The sequence below is a fragment of the Haloarcula salina genome, assembly GCF_049603855.1.
GTDB lineage: Archaea > Halobacteriota > Halobacteria > Halobacteriales > Haloarculaceae > Haloarcula > Haloarcula salina_A.
In genome coordinates, this window is record NZ_CP187146.1 from 105,541 (window position 1) to 128,990 (window position 23,450).

The window sequence follows — 23,450 nt, forward strand, 5'->3', positions numbered from 1 at the left end:
CAGTCATACACCTTTCGCACGCAGGGGTGGGACGCTCCGCGCGGCGTCGGCCTCAGACGAGTACGTCGACCTCGTAGCCCGCGTCACGCAGCGCCGACAGGAGGTGGTCGACGTGGTCCGGGCCGCGGGTCTCCAGGTCCAGTTCGACCTCGGCGGAGTTCATCGCCACGTCGCGGTTGGTCCGCTCGTGCTCGATGGCGTAGATGTTGACCTCCTCGCGAGAGAGCACCGTCACGAGCTCTTCGAGTGCTCCGGGGTGGTCTTTGAGCACGGTCCGAATCTTGAGGTAGCGCCCGGTCTCGACCAGCCCGCGCATGATGACGTTGGTCAGCATGTTCAGGTCGATGTTCCCGCCACACAGCGCCGGAACGATGGTCTCGTCCTCGGCGTAGTCGAACTTCTCCTCCATGACGGCGGCCAGCGGGACGGCCCCCGCACCCTCGGCGAGCGTCTTCGAGCGCTCCAGCAGCGCCGTCAGCGCGACGGCGATCTCGGAGTCGCTGACGGTGACGACCTCGTCGACGCGCTCGCGGATGACCTCGAAAGTCTGCTCGCCGACGGTCCGGGTCGCGATGCCGTCGGCGATGGTTTCGACGCTGTCGCGCTCGATCCGGTGGCCCTTCTGCAGGGACTCGGCGACGCTCGACGCGCCCTCGGCCTGGACGCCGACGACGCGGATGTCCTCGTCTTTGCCCTTCAGCGCGGTCGCGATGCCGCTGATGAGGCCGCCGCCGCCGATGGGGACGACGACCGTCTCGACGCTGGGGAGGTCCTCGTAGATCTCTAGGCCGATGGTCCCCTGGCCGGCCATCACCCGCTCGTCGTCGAAGGCGTGGACGTAGGTCCGCCCCTCCTCGCGCTCGATCTCGTGGGCGCGTTCGGCGGCCGCGTCGTAGTCGCGGCCGTGGAGGACGACCTCGCCGCCGTAGCTCCGGGTCGCCTTCACCTTCGAGACGGGGGCCTGCTCGGGCATGACGATCTTGGAATCGACGCCGATGCGCGTGGCGGCGAGTGCGACGCCCTGGGCGTGATTGCCGGCGCTCGCCGTGACGACGCCCGCCTCGCGCTCCGCGGGCGAGAGCGTGGCGATGCGGTTCGTCGCGCCTCGGACCTTGAACGACCCGGTCCGCTGGAACAGTTCGTGTTTGAGGTGGAGGTCTGCACCCGTCATCGCGGAGAAGGTGTGCGAGTAGTCGAGCGGCGTGTGCCTGGCCGTCTCGGAGACCCGATCCTGTGCGGCGAGGACGTCCTCGAACGAGAGCATGGCCGTGGCTATTCGCCGAACCGTGTTATACTGTCGGCTGTCGCGTTGCGATGGCCCCACCGTTCGCGGAGTGGTAACTATCGGGGATGTACTCGGGAGGGAAAGGGGAGCGTGTGACTGCAATCGGGGAGTCGTTCCCGAGTGACTTAAAGGCAGTCGTAGCAGAGTGAAAGTGAAAGTGCCGGACGCGGACGGGGTGAGTCGGCCACCAGCGAGACGACTGGCCCTGTATCTCGTGCCCCCCGCGGCCGTCGACTACCGGTCAGAACTGTTTTGGTTTCGGTGCGTAAGGTTGGGGTAGATGGACACCTGGCAGCGACGGACCTTCCTGTACGTCCTCGCCCTCGTCGGCATCATTCTCGGGTACGCTCTCGCCTACGACTACGGGATGTCGGCCTTCGAGAACGAGCCGCGGTCGTTCCTCAAATCGCTGCAGATCGTCGTCGAGACGTTCACGACGACCGGGTACGGATCGGATGGAGACTGGCAGAGCACAGGGATGTTGCTCCTCATCATCGTGATGGACCTCACCGGCGTCGTCCTCATCTTCCTCGCACTCCCGGTCCTCCTCTTCCCGCTGTTCGAGGAGGCGATGGCGACGAACGCCCCGACGTCAATCGAGGAGGCCATCGCCGATCACGTCGTCATCTGCCAGTTCACCCCCCGCGGCGAGACGCTCATCACGGAACTCGAGACGTGGGACGTGCCGTACGTCGTCGTCGAACCGGACCGCGATCGGGCCAACGAACTCTACGAGGAGGGGTACCACGTCATCCACGCCGACCCGCAGTCCGTCGAGGGACTCGAACGGGCACGCCTGTCCTCGGCCCGCGCGCTCGTCGCCGACGCCTCCGACCAGGTGAACACGAGCATCATCCTCACCGCACGCGAAGTCGACGAGTCCGTCCAGACCGTCAGCGTCGTCGAGGAACCGGATCGCGCGCGCTACCACGACCTCGCCGGGGCCGACGCCGTCCTCTCGCCGCGCCGATTGCTCGGCGAGAGCCTCGCGAGCAAGGTCACCACCGGCGTCTCGACGACGCTCGGCGACTCCATCGAGATCGGACAGGACTTCGACATCGCCGAACTCCCCGTCCACCGGGGAAGCGACCTCGTCGGGACGACGCTGGCCGACAGCGGCATCCGCGAGGAAACCGGCGTCAACGTCATCGGGGCGTGGTTCCGCGGCCAGTTCGTCAGCCCGCCGGACCCGGACGCCGAACTGGACGGCAGCACGGTCCTGCTGGTCTCGGGGACCGAGCGCCAACTGGAGCAACTGAAAGAGATGACGCTGTCCAGCGTCCGGGGCTTTCGCCGCGGCGAGACCGTCATCATCGGCTCCGGCGAGGTCGGCCAGGCCATCGCCGCGGACCTGCGGGGTGCTGGCGTTCCCCATACCGTCCTCGACAAGTCCGACAAGCCCGGCGTCGACGTGGTCGGGGACGCGACGGAACCGGACGACCTCCGCGCCGCCGGCATCGAAGACGCCCGGACGGTGATCCTCGCGCTCTCCGAGGACACCGACACGGAGTTCGCCACGCTGGTCATCCGCGATCTGAATCCCGGCGTCGAGATCATTGCCCGCGCCGAGCAGACCGCGAACGTCAAGAAGATCTACCGTGCGGGGGCGGACTACGTGCTCTCGCTGTCGACGGTCAGCGGTCGGATGCTCGCCTCCACGATCCTCGAAGACGAGGACGTCATCTCGATGGACCAGCAGGTCGAGATCATCCGCGTCTCCGCCGACGGCCTCGGTGGGACCTCTCTCGGCGAGGCGGACATTCGATCTCGGACGGGCTGTACCGTCATCGCCATCGAGCGCAACGGGACCGTGCTCACCAACCTCGGTCCCGACGTGCGGATCCAGTCGGGGGACAAGCTCGTCATCGCGGGAACCGACGACGGCGTGAACCGGTTCCAGTCGCTGTTCGAGTAGGACCGACGGAAAATCTGCGACTGAACTACCTCGTTACCGCTCGTCCAGGGGAACGAACGTCGTGTCTTCGGGCGTCGCCCCGACGTAGCGGGCACGCGGGCGGATCAGGCGGTTGTCCTCCACCTTTTTCGTCGTCGGGTTTCCTCGCTCGCGTTGCTCGCTGCGGGAACCGCTCCTCGAAAAACGTGGGCGAAAAAGGCGAGTGCTCGCTTCGCTCGCACTCGGAACTGCGTCGTTATCGCTCGTCCAGGGGAACGAACGTCGTGTCTTCGGGCGTCGCACCGACGTAGCGGGCACGCGGGCGGATCAGGCGGTTGTCCTCGATGTACTCGAAGACGTGGGCCACCCAGCCACCGACGCGGGACATCGCGAAGATGGGGGTGTAGATGTCGATGGGGATGCCCATCTGGTAGTACGTCGACGCGGAGTAGAAGTCGACGTTCGGGGCCAGGCCCTTCTCCTCCATGAGGTAGTCCTCGATGGTGGTCGACATCTCGTACCACTTGAGCGAGCCGGCGGCCTCGCCGAGTTCCTTCGAGCGCTCGCCGAGGATCTTCGCGCGGGGGTCCTTGACGTTGTAGACGCGGTGGCCGAACCCGGAGACGCGGCGGCCCTCGTCGAGGGCGGTCTGGACCCACTCCAGCGGGTCCATCTCGGCGTCGTCGACCTCCTTTAGCATCTCCATAACGTCCTGGTTGGCCCCGCCGTGGAGCGGCCCCTTCAGCGTCCCGATGGCCGAGGTGACGGCGCTGTGCACGTCGGAGAGCGTCGACGCGGTGACGATGGCCGAGAACGTCGAGGCGTTGAGTCCGTGGTCGGCGTGGAGCACGAGCGCCTGGTCGAACACGTCGGCCAGCACGTCGTCGGGCTCCTCGCCGTTGAGCATGTAGAGGAAGTTCGCCGCGTGGTCCAGGTCTTCCCGCGGTTCGACGGGCTCCTCGCCGTCGCGGATGCGGGTGAACGCCGCGATGATGGTCGGGATCTTGGCCGTGATCCGCCGTCCCGTCTCCAGGTTGACCGTCTCGTCGGTCGGTTCGGCGTCTTCCGGCGCGGGGTCGAACGCCGAGAGCATCGACACCGCCGTGCGGAGCGCAGCCATCGGGTCTTCGTCGGCCTCGGCGAGCTGACGAACCGTCGAGATGACGTCCTCGTCCACGTCGCGGGCGTCCACCATCGCCTGCTTGAACGTGGCGAGTTCGTCGCTGTCGGGCAGCTGGCCGTGCCAGAGCAGATACAGCACCTCTTCGTAGCTGGCACCCTTCGCGAGGTCCTCGATGGTGTACCCCCGATACACGAGTTCGCCCTTGTCACCGTCGATGACGCTGAGTTCGGATTCGGCGACGAGGACACCCTCGAGTCCCTTCTTGAGGTCGTCGGACATACGCAATCAGTTCCCAACCTGCCGGGAAAAGCATTTTCTTTCCAAGCGTGTGTGCCACAATGTCAGGACTGTTTTACTGGACGTTTGGCCACTAATTCCTCCACAGTAGAGTAATTTTATTCCAATCTGGCACCGTCGCTGTGGTTCTGGCGTGCAGATTCGAGCGAAACGGGGACCGATACCGTCTCTCACAGTGAGGAACGCTTTTCCTCGGTGCAATCGAAGCGAGGCGTATGGATCGGACGGGGACGGTCGAGTACGAGCCGGTCAGCGTCAAGGAGCTGCTGGCCGAGATGAAAGACACCGCCGAGTTGCTCATCGACCTCTCGTACTCGGCCGTTCTGCTCGGGAGCGACGACGTGGCCGCGGAGGTGCTGGAACTCGAAGAGAAGATGGACGTGCTCCAGTTGCGGGCCCGGATGAGCCTGTTGATGGCCTGTCGGTCGACGGAGGACGCGGAGGCGCTCGCGCCGGTGCTGGGGATGGTCGGGGCCGCCGAGAAGATCAGCGACGCTGCCGGCGACATCGCGAAGGTCGTCCTGGAGGACATCGGCCTGCCGGACACGATGCGGGCGGCGCTGCCCGAGGCCGTCGAGACACTCGTCCGCGCGACCGTCGAACCGTCGTCGCGGCTGGCCGGCGAGACGCTGGGCGCGCTGAACCTCGAAACCGAGACGGGCGTGCGGGCGCTGGCCATCCGCCGGCAGGGGAGCTGGCTGCTCAACCCCGACCGGGAGACGCGCATCGAGGCCGGCGACGTGGTCCTCTTTCGCGGCCCCGAGGACGGCGTCGCGGAGGTCTACCGCGACGCCACGGGCGAGGCGTACGAACCGCCCGAGCCGCCGGACGGGGGAATTCGGGACCTCGAACGGGCCGTCGACTCCATCGTCCTGATGAAGGACATGGGCGAACTGGCGGTCGACCTGGCCTATGGCGCGGTGCTGTTCGATAGCACGGAGGTCGCCGAAGAGGTCGTCGAACTCGAAGCCGAGGTCGACGCGCTCCAGTCCCGTCTCGAAGCGTGGACGCTCCGGGCCGCCGCCGACATCGACGACCCGGTGTCGCTGCGCGGCCTCGTCCACCTGGCCCGCTCGACGGAGGTCATCTCGGACGCCGCTCTGGAGATGAGCGAGGGCGTGCTCCGCGGCCTCTCGACGCACCCGGTCGTCGCCGAGGCCGTCCGCGAGTCCGACGAGGTCATCGTTCGGACGACGGTGTCGCCCGGCAGCGACCTCGCGGGGACGACCATCGGCGAGGCAGCGGTCAAGACGGCGACGGGAATGCGCATCATCGCCATCCGGCGAGCCGCCGGCGAGAGCGAGCGCACCGGCCGCGAGGGTGGCGACTGGGTCGTCTCACCGGGACCGGAGACGCCGCTGCGGACGGGCGACGTGCTCATCGCGAAGGGGACGCGGACCGGCGGCGATCGGCTCGCGGACCTGGCGGCGGGCTGACCCGTCAGGCTGGCTCGGCCGTCGCCTCGGGTGCCACAGCGACGACAGCACCGAGCGTGTACAGGAACCCCAGGATGCCGAGCACGGCGACGACGGGCGCGAGCGCGAGCGAGTCCCCGCCGGCCGCGTGCCCGAGCGCCAGCGGCGTGGTGCTCACCCCGAACACCCCCGCGGCGTAGCCGAGCTTGTCCCGGCGGCGGTCGAACGAGAAGACGCCGGTCCGTAGCGCCGCCGGATAGCTGGCCGCGAAGTAACACCAGCCGACGTACAGCGCGGCGGCCCCGAGAGACAGGTACCACCCGGCGGCCAGTAGTTGTGAGAGGACGATGCCGACGGCGAGTCCGACGACCGCCGCGAGCGGGAGGGCTCTGTCCATATCAGACCGTGTCGACACCGCGACATAAATCCCCGCGCCTCGCGAGAGCGCTATCGCGGGCCGTCCCGGCGCGCCAGCCGAACGGCAGAGACCGCCGTCAGCAGCGCCGTCACAAGCCCGCCGAGCGAGACGGTCAGGACGAACGCCAGCGCGACGTACAGCGCCATCGGTCGCTGGGTCCCCGGCAGCACGAACAGGGCGAACACTGCCGCCGTGAACAGGGCGGAAATTGCGAACCCGATGGCCGCGTTCCGCGGGACCTCGAGCGCCGAGACCATCGCTGCCTTCCCGCTCCGTGGCTCGGACTCTGACACGACCGCCGGTACGGCCGGCGGCCCCAAGACGCCGTCGGTCCGGCGCCGCGCGAATCCGAACCAGTAAAGGCTCCCAACGCAAACGTGTCGGTAATGGTTACTCTCGGTACGGCGAGCGCCGCTCCCGGCGAGATCGACACGGGGCGGCTGGAGGTCGGCGAGGCCCGCGACGGGTCAGCCGTCGGGCTACCCGTCGCCGTCGTCAACGGCGTCGACGACGGCCGGACGCTCTACATCCAGGCCGCGAGCGACGGCGACGAACTGAACGGCGTCGGCGTCATCCGGCGCGTGCTCCCGCGACTCGACCCGGCCGAACTGTCCGGGACGATTCTTGTCTGTGGCATCGTCAACTATCACGCGTTCCAGGTCGCCGAGCACCGCAACCCCATCGACGACACGAAGATGAATCGGGCCTACCCCGGCGACCACTCGGGAACGTCGAGCGAGCGAATCGCCGCGGCCACCTTCGACGCCGCCATCAGCGCCGACCTCGTCCTCGACCTCCACCAGGGGTCGACCTCCCGGATGATCGACGAAGTCCGGGTGCGCTGTGGCTCCCGCCACCGCCTCCACAGTGACTGCCTGGAACTCGCCAAGGTGTTCGGCTGCGGCCACATCCTCGACCAGAAGGGGCCTGACGGCCAGCTCGCCCGCGCGGCCCCCGACGAGGGCGTTCCGACCATCGACCCCGAACTCGGCGGCTGCGTCGGCTGGGACGAGTCCTCGATCCAGCGCGGCGTCGACGGCGTGTTCAACGTCCTCACGTACTACGACTTTCTCGACGGCCGTCACGACCCCCGCCCCCAGACCCGGGCGACGGGCTTCGAGCAGTACGGCTCGCCCGTCGGCGGCCTCGTCGACCTCCAGGTCGACCTCGGCGACCGCGTCTCGCGGGGCGAGACGCTGTTCGAGGTCACGGACGTGTTCGGACGGACGAAAGCCGAAATCACCGCCGACTCCAACGGGATCTTCTGGCGCGCTCGCCGCCTCCCCCAGGTCGCGACCGGCGAGTACGTCTGCTCGGTCGGAACGAACATCGATACGTACTGAACCTCGCGCGGTGGCGACGCCGTCACCGCATCAACAGGGTCGAAACGGGGAACTCAGCGTCGACAGAAAGCCACTGGTTCTCGACGTCGGTCGCGTCGACGTCCGGCGCGTAGCAGATGAATCGGTCGGTACCGTCAGGGCGGGAGCGCACCACCGCGGGCAAGGCCCCTTCGTCCGTGTCGGGGGTAGTCGTCACGTCGTCCGTTGACCGAGTGTCCGAGTCCATACCTTCGCTGTTGATATCAGTACTCATTGTTACCAGTCGATTATCGTCAGAAAGGACTACTGAACGTCCTCGAGCGACACGAGCGCGTCCGCCGGCACGGCCAGCCATTTCGACTTGGCTTCGGAGCCGGATCCGTTCGCCGGGTAGAGTATCGCTCGCTCGCCACCGTCGACCGCCGGCTCGCGCTCGACGGCCAGTAGCTTCTCCGTGACGTCATCGTCAGACGCATTTCGCCGCTCCGTCTCGCGGTTCTCGCCGTTCATACCAACCGTGTACACCGAACCGTGGGATTGTTATCCGCCACCTAAACGGTCGTTTTCAGTTCTGGTACTCCGACGTTACCAGGCCGGCCGGCGTACTGACGGCCCGCCGCCTCGGCCACGACGGGAAGGCAGTACCGACGACGGTACGCGCTCAGTCAGCGATATCATTCTCGCACGAAGGCAGTGACTGTGCGGCCCCGCGTGCACCCCTCTCTGGCTCTCACCGCGACGGGTGCGTGGGCGCGTCGAACCCACCGCGCACGAGCGGCTTCGCGATGTGGCGGCGCGCCACCGGCGGGACCTCGTACCAGCCCCGTTCGAGGCCGCGGTCGAGCGTGCGTTCGACCTTCCCGTCGGCGCTGGTGTCGCAGTCCCGACAGCGATAGCCCTGATCGCGTCCCGCCGACTTCATCGACCGGCCGCAGTCCGGGCAGTCCGGCGTGACGCGTTCCGTCGTCACCAGGTCGCGAACGCCGAACTTCTCCAGTTTGAGCGTCCCGTCGCTGACCTCGCCGCAGACGGTGACCCGGTCGCCGGTTCTGAGCGCCCGGACCCGGTCGCGAAAGCCCTTCGTCGGTTCGAACGCCGCGCAGTCGAGGGTCGCCCCGCCGTCGCCGAGCGCGAAGAACACGTGTCCGCCGCGGCGCGTCTCTGGCGGCTCGGTCACGTCGCCGGTGACGCGGTAGGCGCTGTCGGCCGTGACCGCCTCGACCGCGGCGTCCTGTAAGTGCACGTCGGTCCCCTGATTGGTGACGAACGTGGCACGCTCGTCGATCGGTTCGCTCTCGATCGCGTCGGCGACGGCGCGGCAGGCCGCGGGGTCGTCACCACGGATCCCGTAGAGGACGGGACACGGCGTTCGCGGGACGCAGACCGGATAGCCCGACGCGCGGTCGACCGTGTCCCAGACGGACGGATAGCGCTCCTCGGCGGCGGCACGCACGCTCTCGGCGTCGACCGCGCGCTCGGTCCCCCACCGCTCGCGCTCGCGGTAGGCGATGTGTTCGTACGTCCAGTCCGAGAACGCCGCCCACGCGCCGACGGCCGCGAGCGCGCCGATCACGCCCCGCCCGTTGCCACGCTGCCGGCGGGCGAAGCCGACCACGTCGGACAGCGTCGTCGCCGCCACTGGATCCTGAATCGACCGGACGGCGTCGCGGGCGAACGTCGCGACCTGCTCCGGCACCGCGTCGGGGTCGCAGTCGGCGACGACCGCGCCGGGGTTGGTCCGCGGGTCGTCGGTCTCGGCCATGTCGAGCGCGTCGTCGACCAGCGTGACCGCCGTCTCGGCGTCGAGATCCGTGTGGACCGCGAGCGCGGCGTTGCCGCGGGTCTTGTGCTCGACGGCGGGGTTGAGGCGGACGAGGAGCAAGCGCTCGACACGCCCCCCTGCGTCGCGTATCGAACCGGCGAGTCGGGCGGCGGCGTAGGTCGTGCACATCCCTCGCTCGCGCGAGTCCGTGTCGTCGAGGCCAACGACCGTCATGGCACCCTGTAGTCCCGAGTCGGCCAAACCCCTTTCGTCAGCCCGCCGAACGCCTTCGCAGGTACCGTAATCTCCGTATAACCGTGCCTGAAACTTCAACGAGCGGCGCAACGCATATAACCGGTGAATGGCTTATCATCACAATAGAGGTACAGAGGACTATGTCACGGTCGGCGCTGGTCGGAAACGTCATGGCGATGCTCGAGGACGCTGGCTTCCTCGTCAGCGATCGCTGTGCGATTCGTCCGAAGAGCTTCGACGTCGCGGCCCGACGCGGGGAAGACGTGTTGCTCCTGAAGATACTGGGGAACATCGACGCCTTCGACGCCCAGACCGGCGGCGAGATGCGGCGGCTCGGCACCTACCTGAACGCCACGCCGATCGTGGTCGGCCTCCGGACGCGCGACGAAGAACTGAAGCCCGGCGTCGTCTACTTCCGCCACGGCGTCCCGGTGCTGTCACCGGACACCGCGATGGACCTGTTCGTCGAGGAGGTCCCGCCGCTCATCTACGCGGCCCCCGGCGGGCTCTACGTCAACATCGACTCCGAGATCCTCGCCGACGTGCGCGAGGAGCGCGACTGGTCGCTCGGCCGCCTCGCCAAGGAGCTCGGCGTCTCCAGGCGTACGGTCTCGAAGTACGAGGACGGCATGGACGCCTCCGTCGAGGTGGCCGCCGAACTCGAAGACCTGTTCGACGCACCGCTGACCTCGCCGGTCAGCGTCCTCGACGGCGCAGAGGGGGTCCGCGACGACGAGCCGACGCCCGACGACCCCGACGTGGCCCCGGAGGACGAACCCATGGTCACCGTGTTCACCCGGATCGGCTTCGAGGTCCACCCGACCGATCGCGCGCCGTTCAAGAGCGTCAACGAGAACGCCGACCGCCGCGAGCAGGTGCTCGCCGGTCACTCCGCGTTCACCGAGACCGCCGAGAAGCGAGCGCGCATCATGTCTTCGGTCGGCGAGGTGACCCGCACCCGCTCGGTGTACGTCGTCGACGAACTCCGCCGCGAGTCCGTCGAAGGGACCGCGCTCATCGAAGAGGAGGAGATGGAGAACATCGAGGACGCCGTCGACCTGCGCGACCTCATCATGGAGCGCGGCGAGGAACCCGAGGAAGTGGCCTGAGCGGCGCTCTCTGATTCGTTCGACGCTTCGAGTCGAAAAGCGGCGGCTCCGTTACTGTCCGTAGGTCTCTTCGAGGTACTCGACGATGTCAGTCCCACCTTTTTCGTCGTCGCCGTTCCTCGCTCGCTTCGCTCGCTGCGGGACGACTCCTGGAAAAACGTGGGTGAAAAACCGCCCGCTCACGTCGTTCGCGGGCGAACGAGTAGCTTACTGTCCGTAGGTCTCTTCGAGGTACTCGACGATGTCGTCGGACTCGGCCATCCCGTCGATGCCGTTGTCGGGGTCGACGAGCACCGGCACGCCGGTCTGGCCCGAGACTTCCTTCACCTCGGTCCGCTCGTCGTGCGAGCGCGGGACCATGTGAGACTCGTAGTCCAGGCCCAGTTCGTCCAGTTTGGTCTTGACCTTCGCGCAGTACGGACAGCCCGACAGTTCGTAGAGTTCGAGGGTAGCCATTGCGTCACCCCGTAACGGGTCCTCCGTCAAGAACACATCGGTGGTGTGTCCGTGACGTACAGGACCGCGGACGGGCGTGTGGCGAGTGGGGGCGCTATCGTGACGAAACAGTTATATATTGGTGTAAAACATGTTTTACTGTAAAGCGAGCTTTACACACAGATCGATTTACACTGATACAGATGGTTACACAACATCCAGTCCAGGCCGGTCGGCGATATCGACGCCTCTCGCTCGGCATCCTCGCTGTCGGGGTCGTGAGCCTCTTCGTCGGAGCCCAGATCGGACAGTACATGGTCGGCCTCGTGATTTACGCCGTGGCGGTCGTCGGCGGTTTCGCTCTCATGGGATACGTATGGTACAACAGTTCGATGACTCTCCAGGACGAGCGAGAGGCGACTCTCGAGCGCCGAGCGAGCCACCTTACCTTCCGGTTGTTCGGATACGTCTGCTTGTTCGCGTTTATCGGCGTCTTCCTCGTCACTGAAGCCGGCTACTACGAGCCCTCACAGACGGTTACGACGCTCCTGTATGCCTTCAGTGCCGTCTCGCTGGCCTGGGGTGGGATCTACACCGGCCTCCGGTTCCGATCATGAACAATGCTGTTCGAGACCATCGGGAGGACGAGGGACTGAGTCAGGCCGACCTTGCCGGCGCTGTCGGCGTCACTCGCCAGACGATCAACGCGATCGAACGCGAGCGTTACGATCCATCACTGGAACTCGCGTTCAAACTGGCTGCCCACTTCGACTGCCGGCTGGAAGACCTGTTCGACCCCAGAATCGATACCACGTCACACGCAGAACGAAATACAGAGCAATGATTCAACGATACACCGAACTCGACACAGTAGTACAGTCAGCACGTCTCTCGACGACGACGATGGACGTACTCCTCGCAACGACGATCTTCCTCGGGGCGATATCGCACGTCGCGATGGTCGCGGGGGAACCGGAGATGATGGCTCTGGTCGCATTCGCTGGCGTCGCTTTCCTCTTGGTGGCTGCGACCCTGCAGCGACAGGCGACCACACTCAGTGCCCGCAATTTCGAGCGGTAGCCGAGTCGAGACAACAACAGCGTAGCCGTCCACCGGGACTCGATCGACTCGCGCTACGCGTCCACGTCCTCGGGGGCGTCGGCGAGCAGGTCCGAGGCGGTCACCAGCGACTCCAGTTCGAGGCCGTGCTCGGCGAGGTTCTCGCGAGCCCCCTCCTCGCGGTCGACGACGACGAGGACCCGCTCGACGGTCGCGCCGGCCTCGCGGAGCGCCTCGGCGGCGTCGACGGCGCTCTGGCCGGTGGTCGCGATGTCTTCGAGGATGACGACCTCCTCGCCCGCGGCGAGGTTCCCTTCGATGCGGTTGCCCGTGCCGTACTCCTTGGCCTGCTTGCGGGCGATGACGTAGGGAATGCCCGTCTCGACGCTGGTGACCGCGACCAGCGGGACGGCGCCGAGAGCGACGCCGGCGAGCGTCGGCTGTTCGTCCCACTCGGCGATGCGCTCGGCGAACGCTTCGGCGATGCGCTGGAGGCAGGTCGGGTCCGTCTCGAAGACGTACTTGTCGACGTAGTAGTTCGACGTGCCGCCGTGCGAGAGCTCGAATTCGCCGAATTTGACGGCCTCCGCGTCTCGGAGCGCCGCGATGAGTTCCTCGTTTGCCATACCTGCACTGCACGGGCACGGGGCTAATGACTGTTGGAATCGGGCGGCCCCTGATTGACGAAGCAGATGGCGACATTCCTAAGCACCTCGCCCTCACACACTCGCTCGAATGCAAGTGTTCGGGTCGAGCGGCGTCCGCGGTGTCGCGGGTCACGAGCTGACACCTCGGTACGTCCTGCGAGTTGCACAGGCCGCCGGGGCCGTCTGGCGCGAGGACCACGACCGTGTCGCTATCGCCCGAGACACGCGGATGACCGGGCGGACGTTCACCAACGCCGCGACGGCCGGGCTGACGGGCGTCGGGTTCGACGTCGACCGCCTCGGCGTCGTGCCGACCCCGGGGCTGCAGGCCTACTGCGAGCGCGAGGGCGTCCCGGGCGTGATGATCACCGCCAGCCACAACCCGCCGGCGTACAACGGCGTGAAGCTCATCGGCCACGAGGGCGTCGAACTGACCCGCTCGACGCTCGACCGCATCGAGACGGCGTTGCGGGCGGACGATCCGGCCTACGCGGACTGGGAGACGGTGGGGGCCGATACCGCCATCGAGAGCACGCGGCGGCGCTACCGCGAGCAGTTGCTCGAGGCGGTCGACCGCGACCGCATCGCTGACGCCGACCTCACCGTGGTCGTCGACCCCGGCCACGGCGCCGGTTCGCTGACCAGCCCCGAACTGTTCCGCGAACTCGGTTGCGAGGTCCACACCGTCAACGCCCAGCCCGACGGCCGCTTCCCCGGCCGGAACCCCGAGCCCGTCGCCGAGAACCTCGCTGACCTGCGCTCGCTCGTGCGCTCGACCGACGCCGACCTCGGATTCGCCCACGACGGCGACGCCGACCGGGCGATGTTCGTCGACGAGACCGGATCCCACGTCGAGGGCGACGCCGCACTGGCCGCGCTCGCGGCGGCGGAACTCGACGCGGACGACAGCGTCGTCTCGGCGGTCAACGCCTCTCAGCGCCTCGTCGACGTGGTCGAGGACGCCGGCGCGTCGCTGTCACTGACGCCCATCGGCTCGACGTACATCGTCAGCCGCATTCGGAACCTCCAGAACGAGGGGGCGCACGTCGCCATCGCCGGCGAGGGCAACGGCGGCATCCTCTTTCCCGACTACCGCATCGCTCGCGACGGCGCGTTCACCGCCGCGAAGTTCCTCGAACTCGTCGCCGACCGGCCCGCGAGCGACATCGCGGCGGCCTACGACGACTATCACAACGTCAGGCGCAACCTCCACTACGAGACCGAGGACGAGCGCGAGACGATGCTCGACGGCATCGAGACCCACGCCCGGGAGGCGACTGCCGACCTCGACACGACCGACGGCTACCGCCTCGACTACGGCGACGGCTGGGTGCTGGCCCGCCCCTCCGGCACCGAGCCGGTCGTCCGCGTCTACGCCGAGGCGCGCACGCCGGACCGCGCCGGGGAACTCGCCGAGACGATGGTCGACCGGGCGACGCGGGACGTCGAGGCCTACACTGAGGAGTAAGTCTCCAGCGCGTCCTCGACGGCCGCGAGCCGCTTCCGGGCGGCCGCCAGTTCTTCGTCGACGGCGCCGCTCGCGAGCCGTTCGCGCTCCGATTCGGTGAGGTCCGACCGGGCGACGCTACTCTCGCGCAGTCGCTCGTAGTCGTCCCGGCGCGCCAGCGCCCGTACCTCGCGGAGCGCGGCGACGACCGACTCGTCGGCGAATCGGGCGACGACGGACCGGTACTCCCGGCAGCGCCACGGGAGTTCCGCGGCCGTCGGCGGCGGCCAGTCGAACCGGAGCGGCTCGGCGTCCAGCCCGCGCAGGTACGTCCGCCGGGTGGCGACGGCGCTCTGGAGCGCCGACACGTCGTCGACGTAGTGGTCGAGCTTCGAGGGCGAGTAGTCGGCGTAGTCGAGCAGTTTCGGAATCGGTTCCCGCCCGGCGTCGTGATTCTGGACGTATTCGAGGAGTTCGTCTGGCGGCGACCGGAAGTCCACCAGCGGGTAGGCGTCGGCGCGCTCGATCACCGCCAGCACGTCCCTGGCCGGTGCCTCGCTCCGGAAGTCCCGGAACGCCTCGGTGACGGCCTCGTCGTAGCGCTCGATTGGGTCGCGGAGGCGCTCGACCGGCGCGTCGAGGTCCGCCTCGCCCAGCCGCAGGAGGCGTTCGAGGTCCGCGATGCGGTCTTCGAGGTCGTCTCGCCGGTGCCGGGCGTCGCGGCGCGCGTCTCTGTAGCGCTCGCGGGCCTCGTCGCGCTCGTCCAGTCGGCCGACGAGGTCGCCGACCGGGGCCAGCATCTCGCGGGCCTCCTCGAAGTCGCCTTCGGTGAGACGGCGCTGCTGGAGGAAGTCGTCGACCGCCTCGAAGGTCTCACGCTCGGGGAGGTCCTCGGAGAGGTCGTCGGTCAGCGTGCCGACGCGGCCCTGAAATTCCATGAACGCCTCGAAGTCGCCGCCGCCGGTCGCTCGCCCGTCGTAGCGTTCAAGCAGGTCCGTCAGTTCCCGATAGATCTCCTGACATTCCCGGAGCGGTTCCTCGCCGACCGCTTCGACCCGTTCCCGCGCCCGCTCGTACTCGCTCGCGGCCCGTTCCAGGGACTCGACGGCGTCGGGCGTGCCGCCACCTTGCTGGAGGTCCGTGTCGGAGGCCATCAGTACACGTCGTCCGGGTCGAACACCTGTTCGCCGACGGTCTCCCCGTCGACCGTGCGGTGGAAGCAGGACTCGTAGCCGGTGTGGCAGGCCCCGCCCGCCTGGTCGACGACGTACAGCAGGGCGTCGCCGTCGCAGTCGACCCGGACCTCCTCGACGGCCTGCGTGTGCCCGCTCGTGGCTCCCTTGTGCCAGAGTTCGTCGCGGCTCCGCGAGTAGTAGTGGGCCTCCCCCGTCTCGCGGGTCCGTTCGAGCGCCTCTTCGGTGACGTAGGCGAGCATGAGCACGTCGCCGGTGTCGGCGTCCTGGGCGATGGCGGGGATGTACTCCTGCTCGTCGAACACGAGGTCCACGTCGGTCATACTCGGGCGGAGGCGTGTCCGAAAAATAGGTCTTCTGCTCGTTCTGACCGCGACCCGCTATCGCAACGCGTCGCCGAGTGCGTCGGCGAACGCCTCGGCGCTCGCGTACCGGCGCTCCGGGTCGGTCGCCATCGCGCGTCGGACGACCGCGTCGACGCCCGACGGCACCCCCGTCCCGTCGCTGGGCGGTCGGACGGCCTCGTTCTGGATGGCGTCTCGGAGGCTGCCCTCGCCGCGGAACGGCTCGCGCCCGCAGAGCAGCCGGTACGCGACGGCTCCGAGCTGGTACACCGCTGTCGTCGTCGCGATTGCTCCCGCTAGCTGCTCCGGCGCGGTGTAGGGCGTGACCGGCCGCTCGTCGAACGCGGTTCGAACGGCGCGCTCGACCCCCCACCCGGCGAGCGCCGCTCGGGCGGGCTCGTCCCGCGAGCGGATTCGGACCGAGTCGGGCCTGATCGCGGTGGCGTACACGTCGCGTCCCGCCGCCGCGTCAACTGCCGCCGCGACGTCCTCGACGAGGCGGAGCCGCGAGTCGAGCGAGAGGTCGCCAGCGAGCCGTTCTGCCGATCCCTCGCCGGCGTGGTACGCCACCCACGGGCTCGGGCTGACGCCGACGTCGTAGACGGTCGCGACGGTCGGCTCGTCGGCGAGCGCCCGCCAGTCCTCGACGGTCGTCACGAACCGCTTGGCCGCGACGCGCTCGCCGCTTCGGTCCGGGTCGAGCAGCGCGATGCGGGCGTCCTCCCCATCGGTCCACGTCCCGCGGTAGCGGTGGACGTAGCCGCTTGTGTCGAGTTCCTCCAGCTGCGTGAGGTCGGGAATCGCGGCCATCAGCGTGCTCGACGGCGTCGCCGGCCCGATGTCGAGCGGGTCCGTCTCGTCATCGTCGTCGTCCGTCGGCGTCGACTCCGAGGCCGTCGCCGGGAGACGCTCGCGGTCGAACCGGACGCCCGACTCCGCGATGCCGTGACGGAGGAAGCGGTGTTCGACCGTCTCCTCCGTCGTCCCGTCCTCGCGGCGGACTTCCAGCCGCTTGAAGTCGTACTCTCGGAGTACTCTCTTGCCCGCCTCGTACGCTCCTTCGAGGTCGGACGCGGCGTGGAAGACGACGGGCTCGCCGTCGGGGGCGACCACCCACGCGTCGAGCATCGGACTCCGCTCGACCGCGAGGCGCTCGAACAGTTCGTTCCAGTAGATGTCGCCGACGATGTCGGGCGCATCCCACCGCAAGAGACAGGGATGGCGGTCGGCGTCCATCCGCTCTTGCCCCGCCCGCATCGCGTCGATGCGGCGGTCGTACGCGGCGAAGGTCGCCGCGGCGGCCCTGTCACGACGATACTCCCGGACCAGCCACTCACCATCGGCCTCGGCGAGTTCGAGCGGCGGCCGACAGGGCGGGCGTGGAACGGCAGCCGAGCCCGCGGCGGCGGCCGCGCGCCGCGTCTCGTTCCCGCTCATCTAGCGGGCGACTCCGCGCGCGCCGCTTCGGTCCTCGCCCAACACGAGTGGTTTCCCCAATCCCCTGACCATGATTGATACGGGAATACCTAAGCCTATTTTCATATAAAAAGTCTCGGTTGAGAGAAACGTTCGCCCCGACTGGTCACGCCAGCCCGAGCGCCTGCAGCACCGAGAACAGCACGTCGCCGTAGGTGAGCGAGACGACCAGGCCGACGAACATCGGGACGAGGAACGGGATTCCCGGCGACACCCACACTTCCTCGCGCTCGGTCAGGACTTCCAGCCCGTCGCGGAGTTGGTCGGGCGAGGTGCCGTACGCCGAGTGGTCGATGTCCGAGAGGAACCGCTCCGCGCCCCACGGGTCGTCGAACGCCTCGTCGTCGCCCGCCTGCCGGGCGGCGTCTGCCTCGTCGTCGGCATCGGCCGCCGGTTCGCCGCCGTCGGTCGCCAGCGACCCGTCGCCGGGGTCGTTCGGGACGCGCGGGAGCGAGGTCGGCAGCCGGTGCCGCGTCGGGTCCGACCGGATGTCCTCGAGCGTGCAGCCGCGCCAGCGCAGGTACATCCGCAGGGCGTCGAGGTCGAGGCCCCGGCGGTCGAACCCGTCGGGCGATTCGAGCAGGCGGCCGTACTCCTCGGTGACGTCCGCGACGGTGACGGGCCGCCCGATGACCATCGCGGGCGAGAGCCGGCCGCGGGCGAGATTGCCGAGCGCGACGGCCACCGGGTACGCGACGCCGGCGAGGACGGTGTTCGAGAGGATCGTCAGCGAGAAGACGCCGATGGCGGTCTGTTGCAGCGGGAGCGCGACGGTCGGCAGGTAGTACACCGGATAGACGGGAAAGAGGACCGCGACGAGCATGAACGCCTTCGCGTCGGCTCCGCCGAAGCCGCCGATGTACCAGAAGGCGTACGACAGCGGGACGACGAACCCGAGGCTGATGGCGACGCGGACGAAGAACAGGCGCTGGCCGACCGAGAGTGGGCCGGTCCACACCGCGTATGCGTCCCACAGTAGCAAGAGGACCGCCAGCACGGCGAGCGGGGTCCAGGTCCGGTTCGGCACGCGGCGCGTCTTCACGTCGCGGTAGGCCGCCCACCCGAACACCGGGACGGCGACCAGGCGAAGCAGGTCCGGTATCGACCCGAGCACGGCTGTACTCAACACAGCGGTGCCCCTAACGCTTCCGGTGGCCCGGGAGCGACGGCGCTCCCGCTATCGCGATATAGATCGGTGCAGAAACCGCAGCGGCCGCGTTATATGACGCGGTTCTGCAGGTAGTCGAGGTGCTTGGCGTTGTAGACGATCTTGACTTCGTCGGCGTCCGGGCTGCCGATGCAGGTCAGTCGGACGTTCTTGTCGTCGACCTCCTCGTCGCTGAGGATCTGCTGCATGTCCATGTCGATGTCGCCTTCGAGGACGATGGCAGCGCAGTTCGCACAGGCCCCGGCGCGGCACGAGAAGGGCCAGTCGTAGCCCTGTGCCTCGGCCGCTTCGAGGATGTACTCGCCTTCGTTGACTTCGAGGGACCCGTGGTCCTCGTCGTCGAGGTCGAGGTCGGACGCCTCTGCGAAGACGTCGTCGTCGTACATGTCCCAGCCGTTATCGTCCACTACTTCGTAGTTAAGGTACTCTACCGTGGGCATCACCTGCTCGGTTCGAACCCCGACTTGTTAGACTTTGCCCTTCGGGTTTAGGTCGTGCAAAATAATGAGAGACGGCGGCCGGATCTGTCCCGGAATCGAAACGAAAACTGCCGCTATTTTCAGTCAGACGCCGGGAACGAACCTGAAGACGAGGTAGGCCGCCACCGTGGCGATGGAGGGCACGACGTTCTGGAGGAAGATGACGCGGGCGGTCGTCCCGGGCTCGAACAGGTCCGAGGCCGCGGGGATGTCGTCGCTCGACTCCTCGCCGATGGGCTCGGTCTCGCCCGATTTCGGCGTTCCCTTCGTGCCGCCGACCGTCGGCGCGTCGGTGGCCTCGGCGTCTGCGGCCAGCGCTCCCACGGAGGCCGCGGGCGTCTCGCCCTGCACGGTGTCCGAGAGGCGCGTCGTTCGGGTGGCCCGCCCCCAGCCGAGGCCGACGATGCTCATGGTGGCGATGATGACGAAACTGGCGGGGATGCCGAGCGCCGAGAGGAAGGTCACGATGGTCGAGGCCACCGTCGCGACGACGATGGCAGCCACGAGCGGGAGGTCGGTGAGGTCGTTGCCGACGGTGTCCATCGTCCGCCGGGCGATGGTGAACGCGCCGAGGCCGATGGCGCTCCCGCCCAGCACGATGGCCGGGTACATCTCCAGCGAGCCGTTGCCCACGAGGGGCGCGACGGCGTTGGCGACGTTCGACGCGCCCGCGGAGAAGCCCATGTAACAGCCGATGCCGATGACGACGACGGTGCCCACGAACTCGCGTGGCGTCGTGTTGTCGCCGAGGACCGGCCGCGGCAGGCCCCCAGATCGGTCGACGTCGAGCAGCGCGCCCTCGCTCTGTGAGACCGCGAACCACTCGACGAGCGTCGGGTAGAAGTACCGGCCGATGACGCCGCTGACCCAGAAGGCGATGATCGGCGAGACGAGCCACCACGAGACGATTTCGAGCATCAGGGCCGCGTTCAGCGTCCCGCGGGCCAGCCCCAGTCCGGCGATCGCGCCGACGGCGGTCATCGAGGTCGACGCCGGCACGCCGACGACGTTCGAGAGGAACAGCGCGACCCCGATGAAAAAGAGGACCACGATGCTGATGAGCGGGGAGAACTGCGTCGCGACGAGGTCGCTCCCGAGGCTCTCGACGACCGCCGGCCCGACGAGCAGGCCGCCGAGGAGGGCGAAGATAGTCATCAGCGCCGCCGCCGAGAGTTTCGAGAGCGTGTTCGACCCGACCGCCGGTCCGAACGCGACGCCGGTGGAGGAGCCGCCGATGTTGAAGCCGACGAAGATCGCGACGAGGACGCCCAGGGCAAAGAGAACCTCGACCATACGGTATCCAACGGCGGCGCCGGGTAAAGGGTACCGTCTCTCGGCCTGTGGGTCGACGACTGCTAGTAGGCGAGTACGTACTGGAAGACGAGGAAGGACGCGACGGCGGAGATAGACGGCGTCAGAATCCAGAGCATGACGACCCGCCCGGTCGCCGCGGGGTCGAAGAGATCGGCGGCGGCGGTCACAGACTCCGGGTCCTCCTCGCCGATGGGCGCGACCTCTCGCTCCTCCGGCGGCGACCACGCGGCCTCGTCGCGGTCGGTCGTCAGCGCGTCGACGGTGACGGTCCCGCCCCCACCGGCCGCGGCCGCGCCGCTGACGGCTGCACCCGCCGCGTCGGCCAGCGAGGTGGTCCGCGTCGCCCGGCCCCAGCCGAGACCGACGACGCACATCGTCGCCGAGACGGCCAGGCTCGCCGGGATTCCGGCCCACGACAGCAGGCCGATGATGGTCGCGCTCACCGTCTCGACGATGAGCGCCGCCAGGATCGGGAGTTCGGTGAGATCGTTGCCGACCGTGTCGAGCGTCCGCCGGGCGATGGTGAACGCGCCGAGGCTGATGGCGACGCCGGCGATAGCGACGCCGGGGTAGAGACCGAGTTCGCCGCTCCCGACCAGCGGGGCGACGGCGTTGGCGACGTTCGAGGCCCCCGCCGCGAAGGCCATGTAACAGCCGATGGCGACGACCAGCACCTTCCCGACCTGTTCGCGCCGCGACGTGCCGGGCCCCTTGCTCTCGAAGGCGATTCGAACCTCCAGATGGGGGTAGAGGTAGCGCCCGACGACGGCTGAGAGCCAGAACGCGGTGATGGGGGCGACGAGCCACCACGAGACGATGCGGCCCATGACTGTCCAGTCGATGGTCCCCGTGGCGACGCCGAGACCGGCGATGGCGCCGACGGCGGTCATCGAGGTCGACGCCGGCACGCCGAAGAGGTTCGAGACGAGCAAGGCGAGCCCGACGAAAAAGAGGATGGCGACGCTCGCCAGGAGCGTGAACTGCTCGCTGGGGACGATGCGTCCCCCCATCGTGTCGATGACCTCCGTGCCGATGGTCGCCCCGCCGAGGAGGGCGAACCCGGACATCAGCGCGGCGGCCCACTCCTTCGAGAGCGTGTCGGACCCGACGGCGGGGCCGAACGCCACGCCGGTGGAGGAACCGCCGATGTTGAAGCCGACGAAGACGGCGACCAGAATACCGAGGGCGAAGAGAACCGAGACCATGTCGGACGGCAAACACGGGCGCGTCTAAAGAATACCGACCGCAATTCGGCCGCCGTCTCTCGACCGCAATTCGGCCGCCGTCTCTCGACCGCAATTCAGTCGCCGTCCTGACCGCAATTCAGTCGCGGCTCTCGTCCTCGCCGTCGCGCTCTTTGTCCGCCGGAACCGTCTCCTCGACCTCGGTGGCCGTCTCCTCGACTTCGGAGGCTTTCTCCTTTGCCGACTGGACCTCTTTCTGGACGGACTCGGCCTGCTCTTTGGCGTCTTTCGTCTTGTCCTTGGCTTCCGTCACCTGCTCGGCGGCGTCGCGGTCGCCGGCCCGCTCGGCGGTCTGTTCCACGTCGGCGGCGGCCTCGTCGACGGTGTCGGCCGCGTCCTCCACGGTGTCGGCCGTCGTCTCCAGTTCCGTGGCCGTCTCCTCCAGTTGTTCGGCCGCCTGCTCCAGTTCGGCGGCCTTCGTGGCCACGTCCTCGTTCGTCCGTTCGAGGACGTTCGCGAGGACGAGAAACTGCAGGACGCCGACGATGACGAACGCCGTCACGGCGACGCTCGCCGCGGTCCCGAGTACCGACTGTCCGCCTGCCCCCACGTCGATCACGCCGAGCGCGACCAGCCCGTAGGCGAGCACCAGTCCGGCGGCGACGGCCACCACGGCCTGCGTGAACAGCCGGTACTGGCGCTCGTAGTCCCCGAACATCACCGTTTCGAGCCATCGCGCCAGCGGCGTGAGCAGTGGGATACCAGACGACATAGTTGGACAATTCAGAGCGCCCGTGATAAATTTGTGGCACGGGACGGCGGGATCGCAACGCGTATCGGAATGGGATCTGTTACCGGGACCGATGCCCTCCACCGAACGTGCGATCCGGTCGAAGCGACGCGTCTCTCGTGCCAACCGTGTTTTCAGCGCCCCACCAGACAGGACGGTGAGTCCCTAATGCCCTCGTTCTCGACACGGTTGGCCGACGGCTGGGAGCGGGCGCTCGATCACCTGTCGCTGGCGCTCGTTCCGCTGGTACTCGCGCTCTCGCGGACGGACAAGATCGGTTCCGTGCTCGCCTACGACGGGGTCCACGTCAGCCTCAGGCTGGGGATTCCGGCGTCGGTGGTGACCCTCTGGCAGTTCGTCGACCCGCCGAGCTCCGCAGAGTTCACCGTCACCACCGGACTGCCGCTGTCGGTCCCGTTCGCGGCCACCCTCGTCCCGGCGTATGTCGCCCTCGAAGCCGCCCTGTACGCGGGGTACTTCGGCGCGATCGCGGCCGCGCTGGTTGACCGCGACCGCGGCTTCAGGGCGAGCGTCGGGGCGTACTTCGCGCCGTTTCTCGTCGTGACCGTCCTGCCGTACCTCGTCGTCCTCCCGGTCGCGCTGGGACTGTTCGGCCTCGGAACCCTCGGCGGGGGCGCGCTGGTCGCCGTACTCGTCCTCCTGCCGGTGTTGATCGTCGCGAGCTATCTGCTCTGGGCGACGCCGTACCTCGTCGTGCTGCGCGAGACTGGCCTCGTCGCGGCGGCCCGCGGGTCGTACGAACTGGCCGTCGGCGGCGCTCCGTACTTCGCGTACACCGCGGGTTACGCGGGGATCGTCCTGCTCGTTTCTCCGTTCCTCAGTTTCATGGTTGTCTCGGTCCCGCTGGTCGGCTTACCGGTCGGACTCGCCGTCGCGAGCGTCCTCGGACTGGCGCTGAATTTCGTGACGATGCGATTCGTCGCGGACATCGACCCCGAATCGCCGTCGGCCGGGTCCTGGACCGAGGCACACGCTGGAACGGGTGGCTCGCCCGCGCTCGAGGAGTCGTAGAA

26 protein-coding genes are annotated in these 23,450 nt (G+C 68.1%); 9 read left to right on the forward strand and 17 right to left on the reverse strand.

Going from position 1 to position 23,450, the window contains the following annotated elements:
• Window positions 1-52 precede the first annotated feature (52 nt).
• Window positions 53-1,264, reverse strand: coding sequence for a threonine ammonia-lyase (gene ilvA / locus ACOZ4I_RS00570; RefSeq protein WP_424001974.1), 1,212 nt, complete (start codon window positions 1,262-1,264; stop codon window positions 53-55).
• A 301-nt stretch (window positions 1,265-1,565) separates the two neighbouring features.
• Between ilvA and ACOZ4I_RS00575 the strand changes: the two genes are divergently transcribed.
• Window positions 1,566-3,200 (forward strand): potassium channel family protein, encoded by a 1,635-nt coding sequence (locus ACOZ4I_RS00575; protein WP_424001976.1) that lies wholly within the window; start codon window positions 1,566-1,568, stop codon window positions 3,198-3,200.
• A gap of 235 nt (window positions 3,201-3,435) precedes the next feature.
• Here ACOZ4I_RS00575 and citZ read toward each other — a convergent pair whose 3' ends face one another.
• A complete protein-coding gene (gene citZ / locus ACOZ4I_RS00580) occupies window positions 3,436-4,581 on the reverse strand; it encodes a citrate synthase (protein WP_424001978.1) in 1,146 nt (381 codons plus the stop codon).
• 233 nt (window positions 4,582-4,814) lie between these two features.
• Here citZ and ACOZ4I_RS00585 point away from each other — a divergent pair, with 233 nt between their 5' ends.
• Window positions 4,815-6,035, forward strand: coding sequence for a potassium channel family protein (locus ACOZ4I_RS00585; protein ID WP_424001980.1), 1,221 nt, complete (start codon window positions 4,815-4,817; stop codon window positions 6,033-6,035).
• A 4-nt stretch (window positions 6,036-6,039) separates the two neighbouring features.
• Here ACOZ4I_RS00585 and ACOZ4I_RS00590 read toward each other — a convergent pair whose 3' ends face one another.
• The gene (locus ACOZ4I_RS00590; protein WP_424001982.1) at window positions 6,040-6,411 is read right to left on the reverse strand and encodes a hypothetical protein; all 372 of its coding nucleotides are present in this window, start codon (window positions 6,409-6,411) and stop codon (window positions 6,040-6,042) included.
• Between the two features lie 50 nt (window positions 6,412-6,461).
• A complete protein-coding gene (locus ACOZ4I_RS00595) occupies window positions 6,462-6,725 on the reverse strand; it encodes a DUF7536 family protein (protein WP_424001984.1) in 264 nt (87 codons plus the stop codon).
• 93 nt (window positions 6,726-6,818) lie between these two features.
• Between ACOZ4I_RS00595 and ACOZ4I_RS00600 the strand changes: the two genes are divergently transcribed.
• The gene (locus ACOZ4I_RS00600; protein ID WP_424001986.1) at window positions 6,819-7,775 is read left to right on the forward strand and encodes a succinylglutamate desuccinylase/aspartoacylase family protein; all 957 of its coding nucleotides are present in this window, start codon (window positions 6,819-6,821) and stop codon (window positions 7,773-7,775) included.
• Window positions 7,776-7,797: 22 nt separating this feature from the next.
• Here ACOZ4I_RS00600 and ACOZ4I_RS00605 read toward each other — a convergent pair whose 3' ends face one another.
• From ACOZ4I_RS00605 to ACOZ4I_RS00615, 3 genes are all read right to left on the reverse strand, one after another.
• Window positions 7,798-8,028: a hypothetical protein gene (locus ACOZ4I_RS00605; protein ID WP_424001988.1), complete on the reverse strand. Its 231-nt coding sequence runs from the start codon at window positions 8,026-8,028 to the stop codon at window positions 7,798-7,800.
• Between the two features lie 29 nt (window positions 8,029-8,057).
• Window positions 8,058-8,279: a hypothetical protein gene (locus ACOZ4I_RS00610; RefSeq protein ID WP_424001990.1), complete on the reverse strand. Its 222-nt coding sequence runs from the start codon at window positions 8,277-8,279 to the stop codon at window positions 8,058-8,060.
• Between the two features lie 205 nt (window positions 8,280-8,484).
• Complete coding sequence (locus tag ACOZ4I_RS00615) at window positions 8,485-9,750, reverse strand: TiaS agmantine-binding domain-containing protein (protein WP_424001992.1); 1,266 nt, start codon at window positions 9,748-9,750, stop codon at window positions 8,485-8,487.
• Window positions 9,751-9,911: 161 nt separating this feature from the next.
• On the opposite strand from ACOZ4I_RS00615, the gene ACOZ4I_RS00620 reads away from it, so the two are divergent.
• Window positions 9,912-10,880, forward strand: coding sequence for a transcriptional regulator (locus tag ACOZ4I_RS00620; protein WP_424001994.1), 969 nt, complete (start codon window positions 9,912-9,914; stop codon window positions 10,878-10,880).
• Window positions 10,881-11,087: 207 nt separating this feature from the next.
• Here the strand turns inward: ACOZ4I_RS00620 and ACOZ4I_RS00625 are convergent, their stop codons facing one another.
• Window positions 11,088-11,336, reverse strand: a complete 249-nt coding sequence (locus tag ACOZ4I_RS00625) for a glutathione S-transferase N-terminal domain-containing protein (protein WP_424001996.1) — start codon at window positions 11,334-11,336, stop codon at window positions 11,088-11,090.
• A gap of 182 nt (window positions 11,337-11,518) precedes the next feature.
• Between ACOZ4I_RS00625 and ACOZ4I_RS00630 the strand changes: the two genes are divergently transcribed.
• Genes ACOZ4I_RS00630 through ACOZ4I_RS00640 form a run of 3 tightly spaced genes read left to right on the forward strand, consistent with a single transcriptional unit; the run spans window position 11,519 to window position 12,395 of the window.
• A complete protein-coding gene (locus ACOZ4I_RS00630) occupies window positions 11,519-11,932 on the forward strand; it encodes a DUF2178 domain-containing protein (RefSeq protein WP_424001998.1) in 414 nt (137 codons plus the stop codon).
• Window positions 11,929-12,159 carry a helix-turn-helix transcriptional regulator gene (locus tag ACOZ4I_RS00635; RefSeq protein WP_424002000.1) on the forward strand — a complete coding sequence of 77 codons (231 nt, stop codon included), beginning with the start codon at window positions 11,929-11,931 and terminating at the stop codon, window positions 12,157-12,159. The genes ACOZ4I_RS00630 and ACOZ4I_RS00635 overlap by 4 nt, the downstream gene beginning before the upstream one ends.
• Window positions 12,160-12,218: 59 nt before the next feature.
• Complete coding sequence (locus tag ACOZ4I_RS00640) at window positions 12,219-12,395, forward strand: hypothetical protein (RefSeq protein ID WP_424002002.1); 177 nt, start codon at window positions 12,219-12,221, stop codon at window positions 12,393-12,395.
• Window positions 12,396-12,448: 53 nt separating this feature from the next.
• Here ACOZ4I_RS00640 and pyrE read toward each other — a convergent pair whose 3' ends face one another.
• Window positions 12,449-13,000, reverse strand: a complete 552-nt coding sequence (pyrE, locus tag ACOZ4I_RS00645) for an orotate phosphoribosyltransferase (protein ID WP_424002004.1) — start codon at window positions 12,998-13,000, stop codon at window positions 12,449-12,451.
• Window positions 13,001-13,109: 109 nt separating this feature from the next.
• Here pyrE and glmM point away from each other — a divergent pair, with 109 nt between their 5' ends.
• Window positions 13,110-14,489, forward strand: coding sequence for a phosphoglucosamine mutase (glmM, locus tag ACOZ4I_RS00650; protein WP_424002006.1), 1,380 nt, complete (start codon window positions 13,110-13,112; stop codon window positions 14,487-14,489).
• On the opposite strand, the gene ACOZ4I_RS00655 is transcribed toward glmM, so the two are convergent.
• From ACOZ4I_RS00655 to ACOZ4I_RS00690, 8 genes are all read right to left on the reverse strand, one after another.
• On the reverse strand, window positions 14,474-15,625 hold the full coding sequence (locus tag ACOZ4I_RS00655; protein WP_424004835.1) for a DUF7118 family protein: 1,152 nt from the start codon (window positions 15,623-15,625) through the stop codon (window positions 14,474-14,476). The two genes, glmM and ACOZ4I_RS00655, sit on opposite strands and share 16 nt — an antisense overlap.
• A complete protein-coding gene (gene hisI, locus ACOZ4I_RS00660) occupies window positions 15,622-15,984 on the reverse strand; it encodes a phosphoribosyl-AMP cyclohydrolase (RefSeq protein WP_424002008.1) in 363 nt (120 codons plus the stop codon). The genes ACOZ4I_RS00655 and hisI overlap by 4 nt, the downstream gene beginning before the upstream one ends.
• Before the next feature lie 57 nt (window positions 15,985-16,041).
• Window positions 16,042-17,442, reverse strand: coding sequence for a hypothetical protein (locus tag ACOZ4I_RS00665; protein WP_424002010.1), 1,401 nt, complete (start codon window positions 17,440-17,442; stop codon window positions 16,042-16,044).
• Window positions 17,443-17,587: 145 nt separating this feature from the next.
• On the reverse strand, window positions 17,588-18,595 hold the full coding sequence (locus tag ACOZ4I_RS00670) for an A24 family peptidase C-terminal domain-containing protein (protein ID WP_424002012.1): 1,008 nt from the start codon (window positions 18,593-18,595) through the stop codon (window positions 17,588-17,590).
• A gap of 104 nt (window positions 18,596-18,699) precedes the next feature.
• Window positions 18,700-19,089, reverse strand: coding sequence for a ferredoxin Fer1 (fer1, locus tag ACOZ4I_RS00675; RefSeq protein ID WP_424002014.1), 390 nt, complete (start codon window positions 19,087-19,089; stop codon window positions 18,700-18,702).
• Window positions 19,090-19,212: 123 nt separating this feature from the next.
• Complete coding sequence (locus ACOZ4I_RS00680) at window positions 19,213-20,421, reverse strand: anion permease (RefSeq protein ID WP_424002016.1); 1,209 nt, start codon at window positions 20,419-20,421, stop codon at window positions 19,213-19,215.
• 62 nt (window positions 20,422-20,483) lie between these two features.
• Window positions 20,484-21,647, reverse strand: a complete 1,164-nt coding sequence (locus ACOZ4I_RS00685; protein WP_424002018.1) for an anion permease — start codon at window positions 21,645-21,647, stop codon at window positions 20,484-20,486.
• Window positions 21,648-21,765: 118 nt separating this feature from the next.
• Complete coding sequence (locus ACOZ4I_RS00690; RefSeq protein ID WP_424002020.1) at window positions 21,766-22,398, reverse strand: hypothetical protein; 633 nt, start codon at window positions 22,396-22,398, stop codon at window positions 21,766-21,768.
• 186 nt (window positions 22,399-22,584) lie between these two features.
• Here ACOZ4I_RS00690 and ACOZ4I_RS00695 point away from each other — a divergent pair, with 186 nt between their 5' ends.
• Window positions 22,585-23,448: a hypothetical protein gene (locus ACOZ4I_RS00695; protein ID WP_424002022.1), complete on the forward strand. Its 864-nt coding sequence runs from the start codon at window positions 22,585-22,587 to the stop codon at window positions 23,446-23,448.
• Window positions 23,449-23,450: the final 2 nt, after the last annotated feature.